This window comes from Polaromonas sp., from assembly GCF_035638815.1.
Taxonomy (GTDB): Bacteria; Pseudomonadota; Gammaproteobacteria; order Burkholderiales; family Burkholderiaceae_C; genus Polaromonas.
Genome location: NZ_DASQZG010000012.1, coordinates 223,793 through 240,001 on the forward strand (window position 1 = coordinate 223,793; position 16,209 = coordinate 240,001).

At 59.7% G+C, this 16,209-nt stretch carries 15 protein-coding genes and 1 pseudogene; 6 read left to right on the forward strand and 10 right to left on the reverse strand.

Features of this window, described 5'->3' with window-relative positions; all coding sequences use genetic code 11:
• Window positions 1-133 precede the first annotated feature (133 nt).
• The 5 genes from VE934_RS07960 to VE934_RS07980 all read right to left on the reverse strand — a co-directional run bounded on the left by VE934_RS07960 (window position 134) and on the right by VE934_RS07980 (window position 5,382).
• Complete coding sequence (locus VE934_RS07960) at window positions 134-784, reverse strand: HAD family hydrolase (RefSeq protein ID WP_324886116.1); 651 nt, start codon at window positions 782-784, stop codon at window positions 134-136.
• Window positions 772-2,319, reverse strand: a complete 1,548-nt coding sequence (locus VE934_RS07965; RefSeq protein WP_324886118.1) for an ArnT family glycosyltransferase — start codon at window positions 2,317-2,319, stop codon at window positions 772-774. Before VE934_RS07965 ends, VE934_RS07960 begins: the two co-directional genes overlap by 13 nt.
• A 9-nt stretch (window positions 2,320-2,328) precedes the next feature.
• On the reverse strand, window positions 2,329-3,249 hold the full coding sequence (locus VE934_RS07970; RefSeq protein ID WP_324886120.1) for a lysylphosphatidylglycerol synthase transmembrane domain-containing protein: 921 nt from the start codon (window positions 3,247-3,249) through the stop codon (window positions 2,329-2,331).
• A gap of 8 nt (window positions 3,250-3,257) precedes the next feature.
• Entirely contained in the window at window positions 3,258-4,112 is an 855-nt protein-coding gene (locus VE934_RS07975) for a decaprenyl-phosphate phosphoribosyltransferase (protein ID WP_324886122.1), read from the reverse strand.
• Window positions 4,113-4,251: 139 nt separating this feature from the next.
• The gene (locus VE934_RS07980; RefSeq protein WP_324886124.1) at window positions 4,252-5,382 is read right to left on the reverse strand and encodes an ABC transporter substrate-binding protein; all 1,131 of its coding nucleotides are present in this window, start codon (window positions 5,380-5,382) and stop codon (window positions 4,252-4,254) included.
• Window positions 5,383-5,523: 141 nt separating this feature from the next.
• On the opposite strand from VE934_RS07980, the gene VE934_RS07985 reads away from it, so the two are divergent.
• From VE934_RS07985 to VE934_RS07995, 3 genes and pseudogenes are all read left to right on the forward strand, one after another.
• Window positions 5,524-6,618: an aminopeptidase gene (locus VE934_RS07985; RefSeq protein ID WP_324886126.1), complete on the forward strand. Its 1,095-nt coding sequence runs from the start codon at window positions 5,524-5,526 to the stop codon at window positions 6,616-6,618.
• A gap of 22 nt (window positions 6,619-6,640) precedes the next feature.
• Window positions 6,641-6,964, forward strand: a complete 324-nt coding sequence (locus VE934_RS07990; protein ID WP_324886128.1) for a polyhydroxyalkanoic acid system family protein — start codon at window positions 6,641-6,643, stop codon at window positions 6,962-6,964.
• Window positions 6,961-8,183: pseudogene (locus VE934_RS07995) on the forward strand (CaiB/BaiF CoA transferase family protein). Before VE934_RS07990 ends, VE934_RS07995 begins: the two are co-directional and overlap by 4 nt.
• 45 nt (window positions 8,184-8,228) lie before the next feature.
• On the opposite strand, the gene VE934_RS08000 reads toward VE934_RS07995, so the two are convergent.
• The 4 genes from VE934_RS08000 to VE934_RS08015 all read right to left on the reverse strand — a co-directional run bounded on the left by VE934_RS08000 (window position 8,229) and on the right by VE934_RS08015 (window position 10,569).
• On the reverse strand, window positions 8,229-9,257 hold the full coding sequence (locus VE934_RS08000) for an NAD(P)H-dependent glycerol-3-phosphate dehydrogenase (protein ID WP_324886130.1): 1,029 nt from the start codon (window positions 9,255-9,257) through the stop codon (window positions 8,229-8,231).
• 25 nt (window positions 9,258-9,282) lie between these two features.
• Entirely contained in the window at window positions 9,283-9,750 is a 468-nt protein-coding gene (gene secB / locus VE934_RS08005; RefSeq protein ID WP_324886132.1) for a protein-export chaperone SecB, read from the reverse strand.
• A 112-nt stretch (window positions 9,751-9,862) separates the two neighbouring features.
• Window positions 9,863-10,120, reverse strand: coding sequence for a glutaredoxin 3 (grxC, locus tag VE934_RS08010; protein ID WP_324886134.1), 258 nt, complete (start codon window positions 10,118-10,120; stop codon window positions 9,863-9,865).
• A gap of 38 nt (window positions 10,121-10,158) precedes the next feature.
• Window positions 10,159-10,569 carry a rhodanese-like domain-containing protein gene (locus VE934_RS08015; RefSeq protein ID WP_324886136.1) on the reverse strand — a complete coding sequence of 137 codons (411 nt, stop codon included), beginning with the start codon at window positions 10,567-10,569 and terminating at the stop codon, window positions 10,159-10,161.
• A 113-nt stretch (window positions 10,570-10,682) separates the two neighbouring features.
• Between VE934_RS08015 and gpmA the strand changes: the two genes are divergently transcribed.
• The 3 genes from gpmA to VE934_RS08030 all read left to right on the forward strand — a co-directional run bounded on the left by gpmA (window position 10,683) and on the right by VE934_RS08030 (window position 13,874).
• A complete protein-coding gene (gene gpmA, locus VE934_RS08020; protein ID WP_324886138.1) occupies window positions 10,683-11,426 on the forward strand; it encodes a 2,3-diphosphoglycerate-dependent phosphoglycerate mutase in 744 nt (247 codons plus the stop codon).
• 167 nt (window positions 11,427-11,593) lie between these two features.
• Complete coding sequence (locus VE934_RS08025) at window positions 11,594-13,030, forward strand: S41 family peptidase (protein ID WP_324886140.1); 1,437 nt, start codon at window positions 11,594-11,596, stop codon at window positions 13,028-13,030.
• Between the two features lie 85 nt (window positions 13,031-13,115).
• Entirely contained in the window at window positions 13,116-13,874 is a 759-nt protein-coding gene (locus tag VE934_RS08030; RefSeq protein ID WP_324886142.1) for a HesA/MoeB/ThiF family protein, read from the forward strand.
• On the opposite strand, the gene VE934_RS08035 is transcribed toward VE934_RS08030, so the two are convergent.
• Complete coding sequence (locus VE934_RS08035) at window positions 13,861-15,948, reverse strand: AsmA family protein (RefSeq protein WP_324886144.1); 2,088 nt, start codon at window positions 15,946-15,948, stop codon at window positions 13,861-13,863. The genes VE934_RS08030 and VE934_RS08035 overlap by 14 nt on opposite strands.
• Window positions 15,949-16,209 lie beyond the last annotated feature (261 nt).

The following is a 16,209-nucleotide window of genomic DNA, read 5'->3' on the forward strand; positions in this document are numbered from 1 at the left end:
CAAGCGGCTGTCCAGCGGTGTGCCAGGCTAGGCGCAAAGCGCAGACGGGCCCGCAGGCCCGGCGAGCATTTGTAACGCCGCATGGCGCGGCGAGGGGCAGACGAGTGACAGTGAATTTCATTGATTCAGCCTACTAGGGTTTGCGTGGCCACGGTTGGCCCCTATACCAAGCACAGTCTGCCAGATTTAGCATGGGCACGTCGCCTTGGGTGTCACCATAGGCATGCAAAACCATCGGCCTTTGGCCCACGTTTTCTGCCAGCCAGGCCTTAAGGCGTCGCACCTTTTCTTCGCCGTGGCAGTTGGCTGTGAGCATGCGTCCGGTGAGCGTGCCCTCATCAACTTCAAGCTCGGTGCAAATCACGGCGTCCAGCTTCAGAAGCTGCCCAACCTGATGAAGATAAATACCGGGCGATGCACTTACCATCACACAGCGATGCCCCAGCCGCTGATGCTCCGGCAGGCGATCCATGGTCTGCTTCTGCCACTGCCCGGGCAAATACCGCGCGACAAAATCAGCGGACCATTGCGCGGTTTCCTGCAAGCTGCGCCCGCCCAGACTGACCTTCAGCAAACGCGCTTTCGCACGGTGATTGCTCATCAGACCCACCGCATAAGCCCCGAGCCAGGGTGCGCTCTGGACCAGGGCCAGTAAAAAGCGCGGCCAGCCCAGTCCCTGCTGCAGATAGGGCAGAAAGGTGTCGCCACGGGTCAGCGTGCCGTCAAAGTCAAACGCGGCGACCTCGATCGTGCCGGTCGCCTGCGCTGTCTCTAATTCGGGCATCGCACCTGCCCGCACAGGCGCTCACAGAACGGGCACCCTGTCATGGGCAGCCAGGCCGGTATGTTGTAGTAACGCTTGTAGATGGGTGCCAGCACGCCGGTTTTGTAAGCCGCGTAATTAAACCCCTGACCTTCAACTGCATAAAACGGGACACCATTCTGCGCAAATGTGAGCACCCGCACACTGCTGAAGTAGGGCTGGTACTCCTCGACTCTTGGCAGGTCCATGCGGATGATGCGGACCGTCTTGCCCTGATACACCGAGAAGTCAACCAGCAAGTCGTCTTGCCGCGCGTGGAAATTGCCCGGACCAAACACAGGAACATATTGGCGCAAGGCGTAGCCATAGATTGATGCCGGGGTGTAGGCACTGGCCATTAAAGCCACTCCGGGCGCGGACACTTGCGCCAGCATCTCATTCGTTTTGTAACTGCGAATGATTTGCGGATAAAGTTTGTTGTTTTTCCAGTTGTCCAGCGACCTGCCATACAAACCTGCAACCAGCAGCACATGGATGCCGGCAAACACCGCCATGCCGACCGCACAGGATTTAAGTTTTTCCTGCGGCAAGGCAAAGGCCAGCAACGCAAAGCCAAAGGGATAAAAAGACAGAACCCAATGCAGTCCCACCACCTTTTTCAGTGACAACAGGGCAAAAAACAACAGCGGCACCAGCACCACGCAAGCCAGGAGGCGCTGCTGCCGCGACGCAGCGGCCAGTGCACCGCGTTGCTTCCAAACCAGCCAGGCAGCAACGGGAGTGGCCAGGTAGGCCAGCATGGCCAGGTACAGCAGCGGCTTGTTCCAGGCAAAGGCAGCGCCTTCATTGCGGTTGTAGAGGTTGAACATGATGTTCGACCAGCCGTGCGACATGTTGTAGGCAACGTTGATGGCCGGCCCGGGCAAGGCACACACCACCAACAGCGCAAACGCACCCAGACGATCACGGCGGTACAACACAAAATAAACGGTGTAGGTCAGGCCGAGCACTACCGCAAAATACTTGGACAAAAATGCGCAGCCGAGGAACAGGCCAGACAACGCATACAAGCTCCACGCACATTTGTCCATGCGCTCGCGCCGCTCAGCGCGCAACAACATGGCAACTGACAACACCGACCAGAAAATGAGCGGCGTATCGGTGGTGATGAGCGTGTTGAGCCAGTTGAGTGGAGCCAACCAGAAGAACAGCACCGCCCACGCGGCACGAACCCGGTCAATCGGGTGCAAGGTCCACCAGAGCAAACCACCAAGAGCCAGCGGCAACAACACCACGGGCAACCGTATGGCCCACGTGGTGTCGCCAAGCAACCAGCGCATGGAAGCGATCAACCAGCCCACCATGGGGGGATGATCGTAATAGCCCCAATCCGGGTAGACACCCCACCAGTAAAAAAATGCCTCGTCGCCGGTGATGGGGAAAGTGACCGAAATCCACACCCGCAGGGCCAGCGACATGAGACCGACCGTGATCAACCAGCGGGCGAGAGAAACGGAGGCGAAAAATGCGGTGATGGAGCCGGGGCGTTGAGACATGAAAGACGACTATCTGAAAGTGATTTCGTGACGAATGGCGGCACTATAGACCAGCGCCAGGGCACCAATGGCCACGGCAAGCCACAAGGTCACCACCCTGACAAGCACCGTGATGCTGAGCGCCACTGCGGCGCTGGCGCCATGGGCTACCAGCAGGGTCGCTAGCAACACCTCCGTACCGCCCATCCCGGCCGGCAGCATAGACAGCGCGCCCCCCACCATGGCCACGGCATAAACAGCCGCCGCATGAAGCGGCTCTATGGCAAGCCCTGCATCGCGGCACAACAGCCACACAGCCAACCCCTGCGCTGCCCAGGCCACCGCGGTGAGACCCAGCCACACCAGAGGACGGGTTGCCAGGCATCGCCATGCTTCATGCAACCACAAAAACCGACTTAGCAGCAGCCCGTGAAACTTGATCAGCAAGACGAGCACTGCCAGCGCGACCAACCCAAAAGCAATCACAAGGGTGGTTGCAGAGCCGGACTCAACGTGTGTCAACAGCCAACCCACCAAGGGCAAACACATCAAAAGAAGGCAAAACAGGTCAGCCAGCCGCTCAGCCCCGAAAATGGCCAAGCTTTGCGCAGCATTCAGCGGATTGCGTGCCAGCAGCATCCCGCGCGCCGCCTCGCCAATATTGCCAGGGGTCGGTGTAAAGGTGTACCCCGCAAGATAAAGGCGCAGCCCCTCGATCAGCCCCAGCGGGCGCTGATGCTGCGCCATCCAGAGCCGCCAGCGCAAGCCGCGCAAAAAGTAGTTAAGCAGGCACAACAACGCCGCTTGCAGGCCGACCCATGACCAAAGTCGCTGCACCGTTCCAATCGGCGTCGACTCACCGAACACTGCCAGCGCCACGGCATAGGCTGTAGCAGCAAGGCCCAGCACCAGCAACAGGGGCTTGATCGGCAGACGGTGCGCAGGCCTCACCGGGACTTTCAAAAGCGATGCCCTAGAAAGACCCCAAGCCAGGCGGCCAGTGCGACCAGAATCCACGGGTCGCGCAGCAAATCACGCGAGACATCTTCCCCCCTGCCGCGGTGCACCTGATAGGCATAACGCAACAAGGCAAAAACAACTATAGGCACGGTGTAGACCAAACGGTCCCCGTGCTGCAACTGGGCCTCCGGGCTGGTGGCAAACAGGCCGTAGGTCATCAGGCTGGCGGTCATGGTGACGGCCATGAAGACGTCCAGCAAGGCAGGTGGGTAATGCTCAAGCACCGCGCGCTGGTCCGCCTCGTCATGGAAACTCTCTGCCTTGCGCTTTGAAAACCCCAGAAAGAGAGCCACAAAAAGCCCGGCGAGTAGCAGCCAGCGGGAGGGCGGAATACCAACCGCCAGAGTGCCCGCCAGCAGCCTGAGCATGAAGCCCGAAGCAATGATGGCGACGTCCACCACAGGCACCTGCTTGAGCCGCCAGGAGTACGCGAGATTCAGGATCACATAAATACCGAGCAGGGCGAGCAAAGTCTTGCTGGCGGCCGCCAGCCACAGCCCGCCAGCCAGCAAAAGCAGGGCCAGTACCAGCGCGGCCGCAGGCGGGACCGCACCGCTGGCCAACGGCCTGAGTTTTTTGACCGGGTGACGGCTGTCGGCATCACGGTCATGCCAGTCATTGAGGATGTAAACCAGGCTGGAGAAGCAACAAAACGCGGCAAAGGCGTTCAACACCTTGGGCACCATCGCTGCGTCACCCCAGGTCTGGCTGAACATCAGGCCCGCAAACACAAAAACGTTTTTAAGCCATTGGTGAGGCCGCATCAGGGCGACAAGACTGAGCAATAAACGCATGGGCAATAGGAGAGGCGGTTGGGGTATCAGGGCACGGACCGGGGCAGGCCGACTCCAAGCATAACTGAGCCCTCCGGGGCCTCGGCTTCTCCCGCACCCGGCACCGCGGCCGGGGGGAGCGATGAAAACGGCTTTCAGCCTATTCGCGCACCCGGCCCTGAGAGTCGATCAATCCCAACTCCACGAGCTTGGAGCCTGCGCGATCTTCTTTGAAATGGACGCGAAAACCGCCGATATCGACTTCATCCAGCGCGTCAACAGCCTTCTTCAGCTTGGCGCGGGTGGGATCTTTGGGGATGCGTCGAAGCGCCTCGGTGTACACGCGTGCCGCGATATAACCTTCAAGCAGATACACATTGGGCTTGCCCAATTTGGCACTTGTTAAATCTGCTATCAACTCCCGCACCACGAGCAGCTTCTGGTTATCGCTGCGGGGAACCACCCGCACCACCACAACGCCAGCCCCGCCTGTGCCAAGCTGCTCCGCAAGCAAACTTTCGCCGGTATTGGAAAAACCATAAATCGGACCGCGAAACCCTTTGGCGCGCAAGTTACGCACGGCACTGGAAGCGCCTGATGCATCGCTGATAACCAAAACCGATTCGGGTTTTGCGCCCAGCGCTTTGTCCACGCTGCTGGCGATGTTTGCACTGTTGATAGGGGATTTGACCAACAGGTCGGCGCCCACGCCGGACATGGTGCGCTCGGCTGCCTCCAGCGCAGATAGTGATTCCCCATCTGTCGCATGCATGATGGCCAGCTTGCGCGCGCCCAGCGTTTGCGCGTGTTTGGTGATGGCTGCGGCCTCTTCCGAATAGCCGGGCCTGATGGAATAGACATTGCTGTAAAGGCTGCCGCGAAACTCGTCAGCCGCCGACATGGGCGCAAACAGCATCACCTCTCCGTCCTTGATCAGCGGATAGGCCGCCGTGACCTGAGGCGAGCCCACATAGCCAAATAAGGACAGCACGCCCTGGTCCAGCAGCTTCTTGGTGTTGGCAGCGGTGGTGGCCGGATTGCCCTGATCATCCAGCGTCACCAGTTCAATCTTGCGGCCGTTAACCCCGCCGGCACCGTTGACCCGGTCAAAGTACATCCGGGCGCCCTGATGAAACGGCACAGCCAGCGCAGAACCCGGACCCGTGAGGGCCAACGATTGACCGATCACGATGCCGGTTTTGCTGACTCCGTCCTGGCTCATGGCCGGCAGGCCGGCTAGCAGCAGGGTCGCAGCGGCCAGAAACCGCCCCAGGTTTTTAATTGTTTTCATAATGATCCCCTCAAGGCAGTCGCCCAGTTGAGAAAAAACTATAGTTCCATTCATGAATAAATTCATCAGCATTGGCCCTAGCATCTACCCCTATGTCAGTCTGGTGAAAGGTTTGTGAGTTTTTGGTCGGTCCTCCAAACCATGCGCTTCAGACTTTTCCCCCTCGCCGCTGTGCTGACGGTGGTCGCCTGTCTGCCCGGCTTGTCAGGCTGCGCCAGCATTGGCTACTACTGGCAGTCTGTCAGTGGCCATCTGCAGGTCATGAATGCAGCCCGACCGGTGCAGGACTGGCTTGATGAAAGCCACACCTCCGACAAACTCAAGGCGCGGCTGGAACTGACCCAGCGCATTCGAAGTTTTGCGGTCAGCGAGCTTCATTTGCCGGACAACGCGAGCTACCGAAGTTATGCAGACCTGCGGCGCAGCGCCGTGGTCTGGAACGTGACCGCCGCGCCCGCGTTGTCCCTCAAGCTGGAGACCTGGTGTTTTCCGGTGGCTGGTTGCGTGGGCTATCGCGGGTATTTTGACGAGCAGCAAGCCCGCGCGGAGGCGTCGCAACTACAGGCACAGGGCCTGGATGTCCATGTTTATGGCGTGTCGGCCTACTCCACGCTGGGCTTCATGAACTGGGCCGGCGGGGACCCCTTGCTCAATACTTTTCTGGGCTACCCCGAAGGCGATCTCGCCCGCCTGTTGTTTCACGAGTTGGCGCACCAGGTGGCCTATGCCAAAGATGACACGACCTTTAACGAATCCTTCGCCACAGCCGTTGAGCGCCTGGGTGTAGCGCGTTGGTTGGCGGCGGCCGGGTCTGAAGCGGCGCGGCAGGACTATGCTGCGCTGGAGCTGCGCCGTCAGCAGTGGCAGGCCTTGAGTCGCGACACGCAAGCGCAGCTGAGCCAGATTTATGAGTCAAAAAGCAATGTTGCCCTTGATTCACGGGCAAAGTTAGCTATGAAAACAGTAGCAATCGAAGACTTTCGCAAACGCTACGCTGAGCTCAGGGCGGCCTGGGTGGCCTCGGGAATCAACCTCAATGTCGCCGCTTATGACCGCTGGGTCGCCCAAAGCAACAACGCCTCCTTTGGTGCGCAGGCTGCCTATGACGAGCTGGTGCCCGGCTTTGAAGCCCTCTTTGAGCGCGAAGGCCGCAACTGGCCCGCGTTTTATGATGCAGTGAAAAAACTGGCACAGATGCCAAAAGACCAGCGCCACAAGATTCTCAGCGCGAGCTGACCCAACTATTCGGAGACACCCTATGGCAGACATCTACATTGAACGTATTCACACCATGGGCCTGGCTGAAGCGCGCAAGGCCGCCTTCAAGTGGGCCGAGCAAGCTGAAGAGAAGTTTGACATGGCGTGCACCTATGAAGAAGGCACGACCAGCGACGAAGTGACATTTACCCGCTCCGGTGTCAAAGGCACCCTCACCGTGACCAAAGACCGGTTCGAGCTCAACGCGCAACTTGGCTTTCTGCTCGGGGCCTTCAAGGACAGGATTGAAAGCGAGATCGTCAGCAACCTCGACGCCCTGATTAAAAAAGCGCCTGCTGCCAAAAAGAAACCTGCGGCGAAATGACGCAGGCAGCTGGCCCGCTGAGGGGCCTGAAGGTGCTGGAGCTGGGCCAGCTGATTGCCGGACCGTTTGCCGCCAAAACGCTGGCTGATTTTGGCGCCGACGTTATCAAAATTGAGACTCCGGCAGACCCGAGCCGGCCGGGATCGTCCGTGGGCGACCCGCTTCGCAAGTGGCGCCTTCTCAAAGATGGCACCTCGGTCTGGTGGCAAGTCCAGTCGCGCAACAAGAAATCGGTGGCACTTGATTTGAGGCAGGCCGAAGCGCAGGAGATTGTGCGCAAGCTGGCTTGCGACGCTGACGTCCTGATTGAAAACTTTCGCGCCGGCGCCATGGAAGGCTGGGGCCTGGGCCCCGACGAATTGCAGGCCCTGAACCCCCGGCTCATCATGCTGCGCATCAGCGGTTACGGCCAGACCGGGCCTTACCGCGACCGACCCGGTTTTGGTGTTGTTGCAGAAGCCATGGGTGGGCTGCGTCACCTGACCGGCGAGCCGGGCCGCGTGCCCGTTCGTGTCGGCGTCAGCATCGGTGACACACTGGCGGCGCTGCACGGTGTTATCGGTATCCTGCTGGCCCTGCAGCACCGCCACACATCCGGGCAAGGCCAGGTGATAGACGTCGCCTTGTACGAGGCGGTCTTCAACTGCATGGAAAGCCTGCTGCCTGAATACAGTGCCTTTGGCGCGGTACGCGGACCAGCAGGCAGCGCTTTGCCCGGCATTGCGCCTACCAATGCCTATCGGTGCAAGGATGGAAGTTACGTTTGATAGCCGGCAATGGCGACAGCATTTTCAAACGCCTGATGCTGTGCATCAACCGCCCTGACCTGGCGGATGACCCGGCGCTGGCCGGCAACGAAGGCCGCGTCTTGCGTGTGCAGGAAATCGACAGCGCGATTGAAGCCTGGACCCTCACACGTACAGTGGATGAGGTGCTCGCAGCGCTGGACGAAGCCAAAGTGCCAGCCGGAAAAATTTACACCGTGGCTGACATTGCGGCAGACCCTCACTACGCCGCTCGCGAAATGCTGCAAAAGGTGCAGATGAGCGACGGCTCCGAGCTTTCCGTACCCGGCTTTGTGCCCAAACTGTCTGTGACGCCGGGGACGCACCACCGCAATGCGCCCACGCTAGGCCAGGACACGGACGAGGTGCTGCGCGAGATTGGACTCAACCCGACCCAAATCAGCGCATTGCGTTTGCGCGGAATCGTCGCCTGACGGCGCCAACTTTCCGCCCCCTATCTTGAAACCCCTTCGAACCGATCAAACCGCTTCAGCCGTCGGATCACGCCCCATCAGCGCCGCCACGGCCTGTGCTGGTTTCATCTGCCCATCCAGCAAAGCGACGACACCGCGAGAAATTGGCATGTCCACGCCAAGGCTCTGAGCGCGCTGCACCACGGTACGCGCGCAGTACACACCCTCGGCCACATGCCCAAGGGAGTCCACCGCCTGCTGCAAAGTTTGCCCTTGAGCCAGCAACAAGCCCACCTTGCGGTTGCGGCTGAGGTCGCCAGTAGAAGTCAGCACCAGATCACCCAGCCCCGACAAACCGGTGAAGGTTTCGGGCCGGGCGCCCAGCGCAACGCCCAGCCGGGTCATTTCAGCCAGGCCGCGCGTGATAAGGGCAGCGCGGGCGTTAAGGCCCAGATTCAGGCCATCACACAAACCCGTTGCAATGGCCAAGACATTTTTCACCGCCCCACCCACTTCCACGCCGACGATGTCTTCGTTGGCGTAAACGCGCAGGCTGGGCCCGTGAAAAGCGGCAACCAGCGCCTCGCGCACGTCCGCATGCTCGCTGGCGGCTACCAGCGCCGTCGGCTGACCGCACGCCACCTCTTGCGCAAAACTCGGCCCGCTGAGAGCACCCGCTCTCAAATTGATAGCTACTTGCGCCCGTATTTCGTGGGCTAGAAGGCCAAAAGGCTCTAAAGAATGGCTGATATCGGCTACCGGGGCCTCAAAACCCTTGCTGAGCCAGGCTACGGGCGCCGTGACCTGATTCAGCCGTTGCAACATCCCGCGCAGACCCGCGATGGGGGTGGCGACAACCACCAGATCCTGGCCCTGTACAGAGGCATCCAGCGAGTCGGTGGATCCCCCTGCGAGGCGAAGCGAGGGCGAAAGCGGTATGCCGGGCAGGTAGCGCGTGTTGACGCGCTGTATCTGCATGGCTGCCAGCTGGGCCGGGTCGCGCACCCACAGCGTGAGTTCATGCCGCGACGAACTGGCCGCGCTGATGCCCAGCGCCGTACCCCAGGCGCCCGCGCCAACGATCGCAATTTTCATGGTGGCCAGAAAACCGCCGTGCCGATCAAACGACGATTTGAGGCGCTTCCTGCGCGGCAGATGCTGCAGCCGCCTGTTGTTGATCAAACATTGCCTGGAAGTTGATTTCAGCAAGATTGACCGGCGGGAAACCGCCACGCTGAATCACATCGGCCACATTGCCGCGCAGATAGGGGTACACAATTTGCGGGCAGGCAATGCCCAAAATAGCGCTGAGCTGCGCTTCGGGCATATTGCGGATTTCGAAAATACCAGCCTGCTTGGCTTCGACCAGAAACACGGTCTTTTCCTCGATTTTGGTCTGCACGGTGGCAGTGACACACACCTCGTACAAACCGTCGGAAATGGTTGCCGCTTCCACACCCAGCTGGATGTCAACGCCGGGCTGGTCCTGGTTGAGCAGAATTTCTGGCGAGTTGGGTTGCTCCAGCGAAATATCCTTGAGGTAAACGCGCTGGATCTGGAACACGGGATCAGGAGTGGCTTCGGCCATGGTGGTCTTTCGGATTGCTAAAAAAATAAAACCCGCTGCTCAGGCAGCGGGCACGGGTAATTATCTCAGTTTGCCCCGCCGCGTCCGGAAAAAAGCGCGCACGGCAAAACGGTCAGCTGTTGAGCAGGGGCATCAGGCCGCCCCGTCCGTCCAGCGCGACCAGATCGTCACAGCCACCTACATGCGTGCTGCCGATGAAAATCTGCGGGACGGTGCGCCGGCCCGTGATTTCCATCATTTTCTGGCGCTCGCCGGGCTGAAGGTCAACACGGATTTCCTCGACCTCTGTCACGCCGCGCTGTTTGAGCAGTTGTTTGGCGTGGATGCAATAGGGACAGCTTGCGGTGAGGTACATCTTGACGGTTTGCATGGGCAACGGGTCTCCGGGTAACGAGGCGGGGCGAAAGCTCAGGCCTTCTCAAGTGGCAGGTTAGCTTCTTTCCAGCTTTTCAGTCCACCACCCAGACAGTGGGCCTGCTCGTAACCCAGCTTTTTGGCAACCGCCAGCGCACGGTTGGCGCGCGCGCCGGTGGCACACACCAAAATGAGGGGCAAGCTCTTGTTTTTCACCGCGCCAGGCAGCGTCGTCTCGAGCTGACCCAGCGGCAGGTTTTTCGCCCCCCCCACATGGCCGGCCGCAAATTCCTCGGTCTCACTGACATCAATCACCACGGCTTTTTCCCGATTGATCAGCTGCACAGCGCCGCTGGTGCTGAGGGCGCCCGCGGCCATTCCGCTGGAAACGAGGGGCCACATCAGCATGCCGCCAGATGCCAGCGCAACGCTGATCAGCATCCAGTTATCGATGAAAAATTTCACTTTTAGTCCTTCAGGGTATTTGCAGTTAATCGCTGATTTTAGAATGGAGGGTGAACAGGCTTCTGGCCGTTCAGCCATGCCCTCATTTAACGCCCACTGATTGCCCCCACACCATGTACAAACTTGTGCTCATCCGCCACGGCGAATCGACCTGGAACCTTGAAAACCGCTTCACCGGCTGGACCGATGTCGACCTGACGCCCACGGGCGTGAATCAGGCCATTAACGCGGGGAAACTGCTCAAGGCCGAGGGTTATGACTTTGACGTCGCCTACACCAGCGTGCTCAAGCGTGCGACGCGCACCTTATGGCACACCCTGGACGAGATGGACCGCACCTGGCTGCCGGTGGTGCACAGCTGGCGCCTGAACGAGCGGCACTACGGCGCCCTGCAAGGTCTGAACAAGGCGGAAACTGCCAAAAAATATGGCGACGCCCAGGTGCTCGCATGGCGCCGCAGCTATGACGTGCCGCCGCCAGCCCTGGAAGCAGCTGACCCACGCAGCGAGCGCGGCGACCGCCGGTATGCCAAATTAACGCCGGCCGAGGTACCGCTGACCGAATGCCTGAAAGACACCGTTGCCCGGGTACTGCCTTTCTGGGAAGAAGCCATGGCGCCCGCCATCAAGGCGGGAAAGCGCATTGTGGTGGCAGCCCATGGCAACTCGATTCGCGCACTGGTCATGTACCTGGACAAGATCGCCGAGGCCGACATCGTGGGCCTGAACATTCCCAATGGCATTCCACTGGTTTACGAGCTCGACGCCGACCTCAAGCCCCTGCGCCACTACTACCTTGGCGACACGGACGCAGTGGCCAAAGCGGAAGCGGCTGTCGCCGCACAGGGAAAAGCCTGATCGCCTGTCAAGCCGCAGTAAAGTTTGGGGCAATGCGGCGCATAAACCGTGATCTGCGCCCTTCCCAGCGCTGCGCTTGGGGAACTGTTGAATAAGACTCTTCTCCAAGGTGTATATTGGTTCAAATTGTGTGAAATCGGGCCTGATCAAGGCGAATGAAGGTATTTATGGGTCAGAAACTCAAGATTGCGGGCTGGATATCCATCGGTGCCGTCGCCGGCGCCCTGACCACTGTTCAGCTTCAGGCGGTCGCGCGTGGCGGGGTTACACCTCTGCCGCTGGAAGAACTGCAACAACTGGCCGCAGTATTTGGCATGGTCAAAACCGACTATGTAGAGCCCGTAGACGAGAAAAAACTCATCACCGATGCGATCTCCGGCATGGTCGCCAGCCTGGACCCACATTCGGTTTACTTCGACAAAAAATCCTTCAAGGAATTCCGTGAAGGTACCAGCGGCCGCTTTGTCGGCGTCGGCATCGAGATCGCCCAGGAAGATGGTTTGGTCAAGGTGGTGTCGCCCATCGAAGGCTCACCCGCCGACCGCGCGGGCCTCAAGCCCAACGACCTGATCACCAAGATCGACGACACGCCCGTCAAGGGCCTGTCCCTCAACGACGCTGTGAAAAAGATGCGCGGCGAGCCTCGCACCAAGGTTGTGTTGATGATCTTCCGCAAGGACGAGAACCGCACATTCCCGGTGACCATCACCCGCGAAGAAATCCGGACCCAGTCTGTGCGCAGCAAGGTTATGGAGCCGGGGTATGCCTGGATTCGCCTGAGCCAGTTTCAGGAGCGCACAGTTGAGGACTTCGTCACCAAGCTCGAACAGATCTACAAACAGGAACCCAACCTGAAGGGCCTGGTGCTTGACCTGCGCAACGACCCGGGCGGCCTGCTGGACGCTGCGGTCGCGGTCTCTGCCGCCTTCCTGCCGGAAAACGTCACGGTGGTGTCGACCAATGGACAACTCGCTGAAAGCAAGTTCACCTACAAGGCTTCGCCGGAGTTTTATTTGCGCCGCAGTGCAGCTGATCCGCTGAAACGCCTGCCTGCCGCCATCAAGACCGTGCCGCTGGTCGTGCTGGTTAATGAAGGGTCCGCATCGGCGAGCGAAATTGTGGCCGGCGCGCTGCAGGACTACAAACGCGCAACCATCATGGGCAACCAGACCTTTGGCAAGGGCTCCGTGCAGACCGTGCGGCCTTTGGGTCCGGACACCGGGCTCAAGCTCACCACTGCACGTTATTTCACGCCAAGCGGCAAGTCGATTCAGGCCAAAGGCATCGTGCCTGATGTGATGATCGACGAGACCCTGGAAGGCAGCCCCTTTGCGGCCTTGCGTACCCGCGAAAGCGATCTGGAAAAACACCTGGGCAGCGGTCAGGGTGCCGAGGCCAAAGACCCGGGCCGGGAAAAAGCACGGGAAGAAGCTCTCAAGCGCCTGGAAGAAGAGTCCAGAAAAACGCCTGAGCAGCGCCGTCCGCCCGAGTTTGGCAGTGACAAGGACTTTCAGCTCGCCCAGGCTCTCAACAAGCTCAAAGGCCGCCCCGTGCTGGTCAGCAAGACCATTGTTGAGCGCAAGGAAGAGAAAAAAGAGAACTGATCGCGTCAAGCACGCCAGCCCGACAAGCCCTGGGCTGGATGCATGCCGTCATCGCCCCAGGCGCCCGTCCCGGGGGCTCCCATCAATGAACGATACCCAGCTGCTGCGCTACTCCCGCCACATCCTGCTTGACGAGATGGGCGTGGAGGGACAGGACAAGCTGCTTTCCTCCCACGCTCTTGTCATAGGCGCGGGCGGGTTGGGCTCGCCGGTTGCGCTTTATCTGGGTAGCGCCGGCGTAGGCCACATCACGGTGGTAGACGATGACCGGGTAGACACCACCAACCTCCAACGCCAGATCGCCCACACCCTGGAGCGCGTGGGGGAGTTCAAGGCAACATCGGTACAGCAGGCCATTGCAGCCATCAACCCCGACGTGCAGGTGTCTCCAGTCACCGCGCGCGCGGACGCTGCCTTGCTGGAAAAGCTGGTCGCCACGGCCGACGTGGTGCTGGACTGCAGCGACAATTTCGCGACCCGGCATGCCATCAACCGCGCGTGTGTAACACACGCCAAACCGTTGGTATCTGGCGCGGCCATCCGCTTTGACGGGCAAATTGCGGTTTACGACCCGCGTCAACCCACTTGCGCTTGTTATGCCTGCGTATTTCCGCCGTCTGACTCTGTCGAGGAGGTCGCCTGCGCCACCATGGGCGTCTTTGCGCCGCTGGTGGGCATTATCGGCACCATGCAGGCGGCAGAAGCCCTCAAGCTGCTTTGCGGCATGGGGCAACCTCTCACGGGACGGCTGTTGATGCTGGACAGCCGCAGCATGGAATGGCAGGACGTCCGCACCCGGCGCGATCCGTCCTGTACGGTCTGTAGCGCTCTCAGCGGTCGATAGGAGGCGGGGCCGGGGGCACCGGCCTGGCCTGCTTTTCAGCAACCGCCGGAGTCGGTGCTGCAGGCTTTTCAGGCGGCTTCACCGGGCTGGCCACGGCCAGCACACGCTCACAATCGGCATCTTTTCCGGGGCCGGTTTCCACTGTGGCGGCCAGCGCGAGCAAGGGATTGATCGCACCCAGAAGTAGCGCGAAGCCTCCGCGTTTGACCAGAGAGGCCGTGTCCGGCGCAGCTGCTGGTCGCGAAAAGGTTCCTGTCACCCGCAAAGGCGAACGCAGACTGAGAATACTTTTGTCTTTTGGTTCTGGATACAGGACCAGGTCCAGTGTTTCGTTAGCAAGGCTTATCTGACCGTTGCCATTGATCACTGTGTCTGCCGTGTCCAGCAAAATTGCCCGGCTGGTCATCAAACCCTGCTTGACATCGAAGGCTCCGGCTGCACAACGCAGGACAATATTTTTGTCGCCCGACATCAAAAACTTGATGAGTTCGCCACCGTCCAGCCCCATGAATTCCATCAGAACGGCGCTGACCTCGCCCTTACCCATTAGCAGTGCGACGCTGCCCGACGAGGACCCCAACACTTGGGCGACCGAATTACCACCCCCAGAGAGGTCAATACGCCCATTGAGCTTGCCCAGACTGCCCTTGGTCGCATTGATACGCGGGAATAATTTGGCCAACTGAAGCGTGCGTGCGTCCAGTTTGGTCTGAACCTTGGCAGGCTTGCTATTGGCATCAACACGAATCAGCCCAATGAGCTTACCGCCGGCAACGCCCAGATCCAGAGGGTCCAGCCGCAATACGCCGTCGGCAAGCTTGATATGGGCGTCTATACGCTCCAACGGCAAACCCTTGGCATTCTTGACCTCGGCCGCCTTGTACCAGACGTCCGCGTTCATCGTTTTAAGACGCTCGAAATCAAGAGACGCCGTAGGCAGCACCTTGCCGGCCACCTGTACCTGCTTCGGTGCTGCAGAGCTGCCAGTCTTGGCCACTGTCTTGCTCGTCTTGCCGGAAGCGTCAACCGGCACCCCCACCACAGGCCCCAAATCCTCAAAATCCAGCGATTTCGACTGCAATTTTCCTGACAATTTGGCGATCTTGTCCGACCGGTCAAAAATCAAATTTCCGGACAGATCCGACGCACCCAGCCGACCCTGAATGCCTGAGGCGTTCCACACCCGCCCCTGCTTCGTCAGATGCCCCTTCACGGCATATACCCGTGTGTCGGGCAACACGACACCGAGCAACTTATAAAGGTCGGCGAGTGTCTGGCCCTTCAGGTCAAACCTGGCGTCAAGACCGTCGAGCGCGGCGAGGTTGCCAATGCTTCCCTGCGCCTGCAGGGTGGTACGCCCGGCATTGGCCTTGATTTCGATCGGAAAGGGTTGCGATCGGGCCTCGTTGAGCTGTAGCACTCCCCCTGCGCGTCCCTCCGCAGCAAAGGTTTCCTTTTTCCAGGTGCCTCGCGCCTTGTAGCTTAGTGGCATGTCCGGCGTCGCGGCCGATTTTTCAGTGGCTGCGCCATCGGTTTGGCCAATCGCAAAATCAGCCTTGATATCGGCTCCTTGTGCCTCCGCAAGGTAGTTCAGTGTGCCCTGATCCACCAGCAGCAAGTCAATCACTGGAACGGTATTTTTGTCCGAGGTGTCTTTGCCCAAAGCCCAGGTACGCCGCCCGTCCGCCTGAATCTGCAGACCAAAAAACGGCTGATGGAGGCTCACCATTGGCAACTCAACCCGTCCGCGCAACAAAGGAAGCAGGTTGATCTCGAACTCGGCCGACTCCGCCTTCACGAGATGGGGGTCACGCGCCCAGTCCGGGTTGGCAAATTCAATTCCGTCAGCAATCACCCGTGTAGTACGGCCTACCTTGACATCAAGTCGACGGGTAATTTCGAATTTCCGCCCTGTACGCTCACTGACGTATCGGTTGACCGGGCCGCGCAACAGGTCCCACGGAAAAAAAACAACAAGCAAGACCAGCAGGCCGACAAACACACCAAACCCACCCAACAGCTTGATCCACAACGCGGTGGGTTTTTTCGAAACGGTCGGGTTGGTGGCACTCATAAAAGCTAGGATCCAGTTCGTGTGTCTGCTTGGCGGAGGCAAAGGGCCAGTCTTCGGGACGCCAGGGACGACCCGTGCTTGAAACCCGCTGATTTGAACTATCCGCCGGAGACCAGCATTCATCCATCGGTTGTGACCATGGACAGCTGTCAGCCTCAGCCTACAATTTTGACTGTAGGGAACTTCCTACAGTGCCCCATTTCGCGACATGTCAAACTGGGAGACACAGTGCGGATACATTAGGTACAAAGCGGTGGTGAC

Coding starts and splice junctions, on each gene's coding strand:
- secB (WP_324886132.1), bottom strand. CDS start 9,750: ATGGCCGAAGCCACTCCTGATCCCGTGTTCCAGATCCAGCGCGTTTAC.
- grxC (WP_324886134.1), bottom strand. CDS start 10,120: ATGCAAACCGTCAAGATGTACCTCACCGCAAGCTGTCCCTATTGCATC.
- VE934_RS08035 (WP_324886144.1), bottom strand. CDS start 15,948: ATGAGTGCCACCAACCCGACCGTTTCGAAAAAACCCACCGCGTTGTGG.
- VE934_RS07960 (WP_324886116.1), bottom strand. CDS start 784: ATGCCCGAATTAGAGACAGCGCAGGCGACCGGCACGATCGAGGTCGCC.
- gpmA (WP_324886138.1), top strand. CDS start 10,683: ATGTACAAACTTGTGCTCATCCGCCACGGCGAATCGACCTGGAACCTT.
- VE934_RS07985 (WP_324886126.1), top strand. CDS start 5,524: ATGCGCTTCAGACTTTTCCCCCTCGCCGCTGTGCTGACGGTGGTCGCC.
- VE934_RS08025 (WP_324886140.1), top strand. CDS start 11,594: ATGGGTCAGAAACTCAAGATTGCGGGCTGGATATCCATCGGTGCCGTC.
- VE934_RS07990 (WP_324886128.1), top strand. CDS start 6,641: ATGGCAGACATCTACATTGAACGTATTCACACCATGGGCCTGGCTGAA.
- VE934_RS07965 (WP_324886118.1), bottom strand. CDS start 2,319: ATGTCTCAACGCCCCGGCTCCATCACCGCATTTTTCGCCTCCGTTTCT.
- VE934_RS07980 (WP_324886124.1), bottom strand. CDS start 5,382: ATGAAAACAATTAAAAACCTGGGGCGGTTTCTGGCCGCTGCGACCCTG.
- VE934_RS08000 (WP_324886130.1), bottom strand. CDS start 9,257: ATGAAAATTGCGATCGTTGGCGCGGGCGCCTGGGGTACGGCGCTGGGC.
- VE934_RS08030 (WP_324886142.1), top strand. CDS start 13,116: ATGAACGATACCCAGCTGCTGCGCTACTCCCGCCACATCCTGCTTGAC.
- VE934_RS07975 (WP_324886122.1), bottom strand. CDS start 4,112: ATGCGTTTATTGCTCAGTCTTGTCGCCCTGATGCGGCCTCACCAATGG.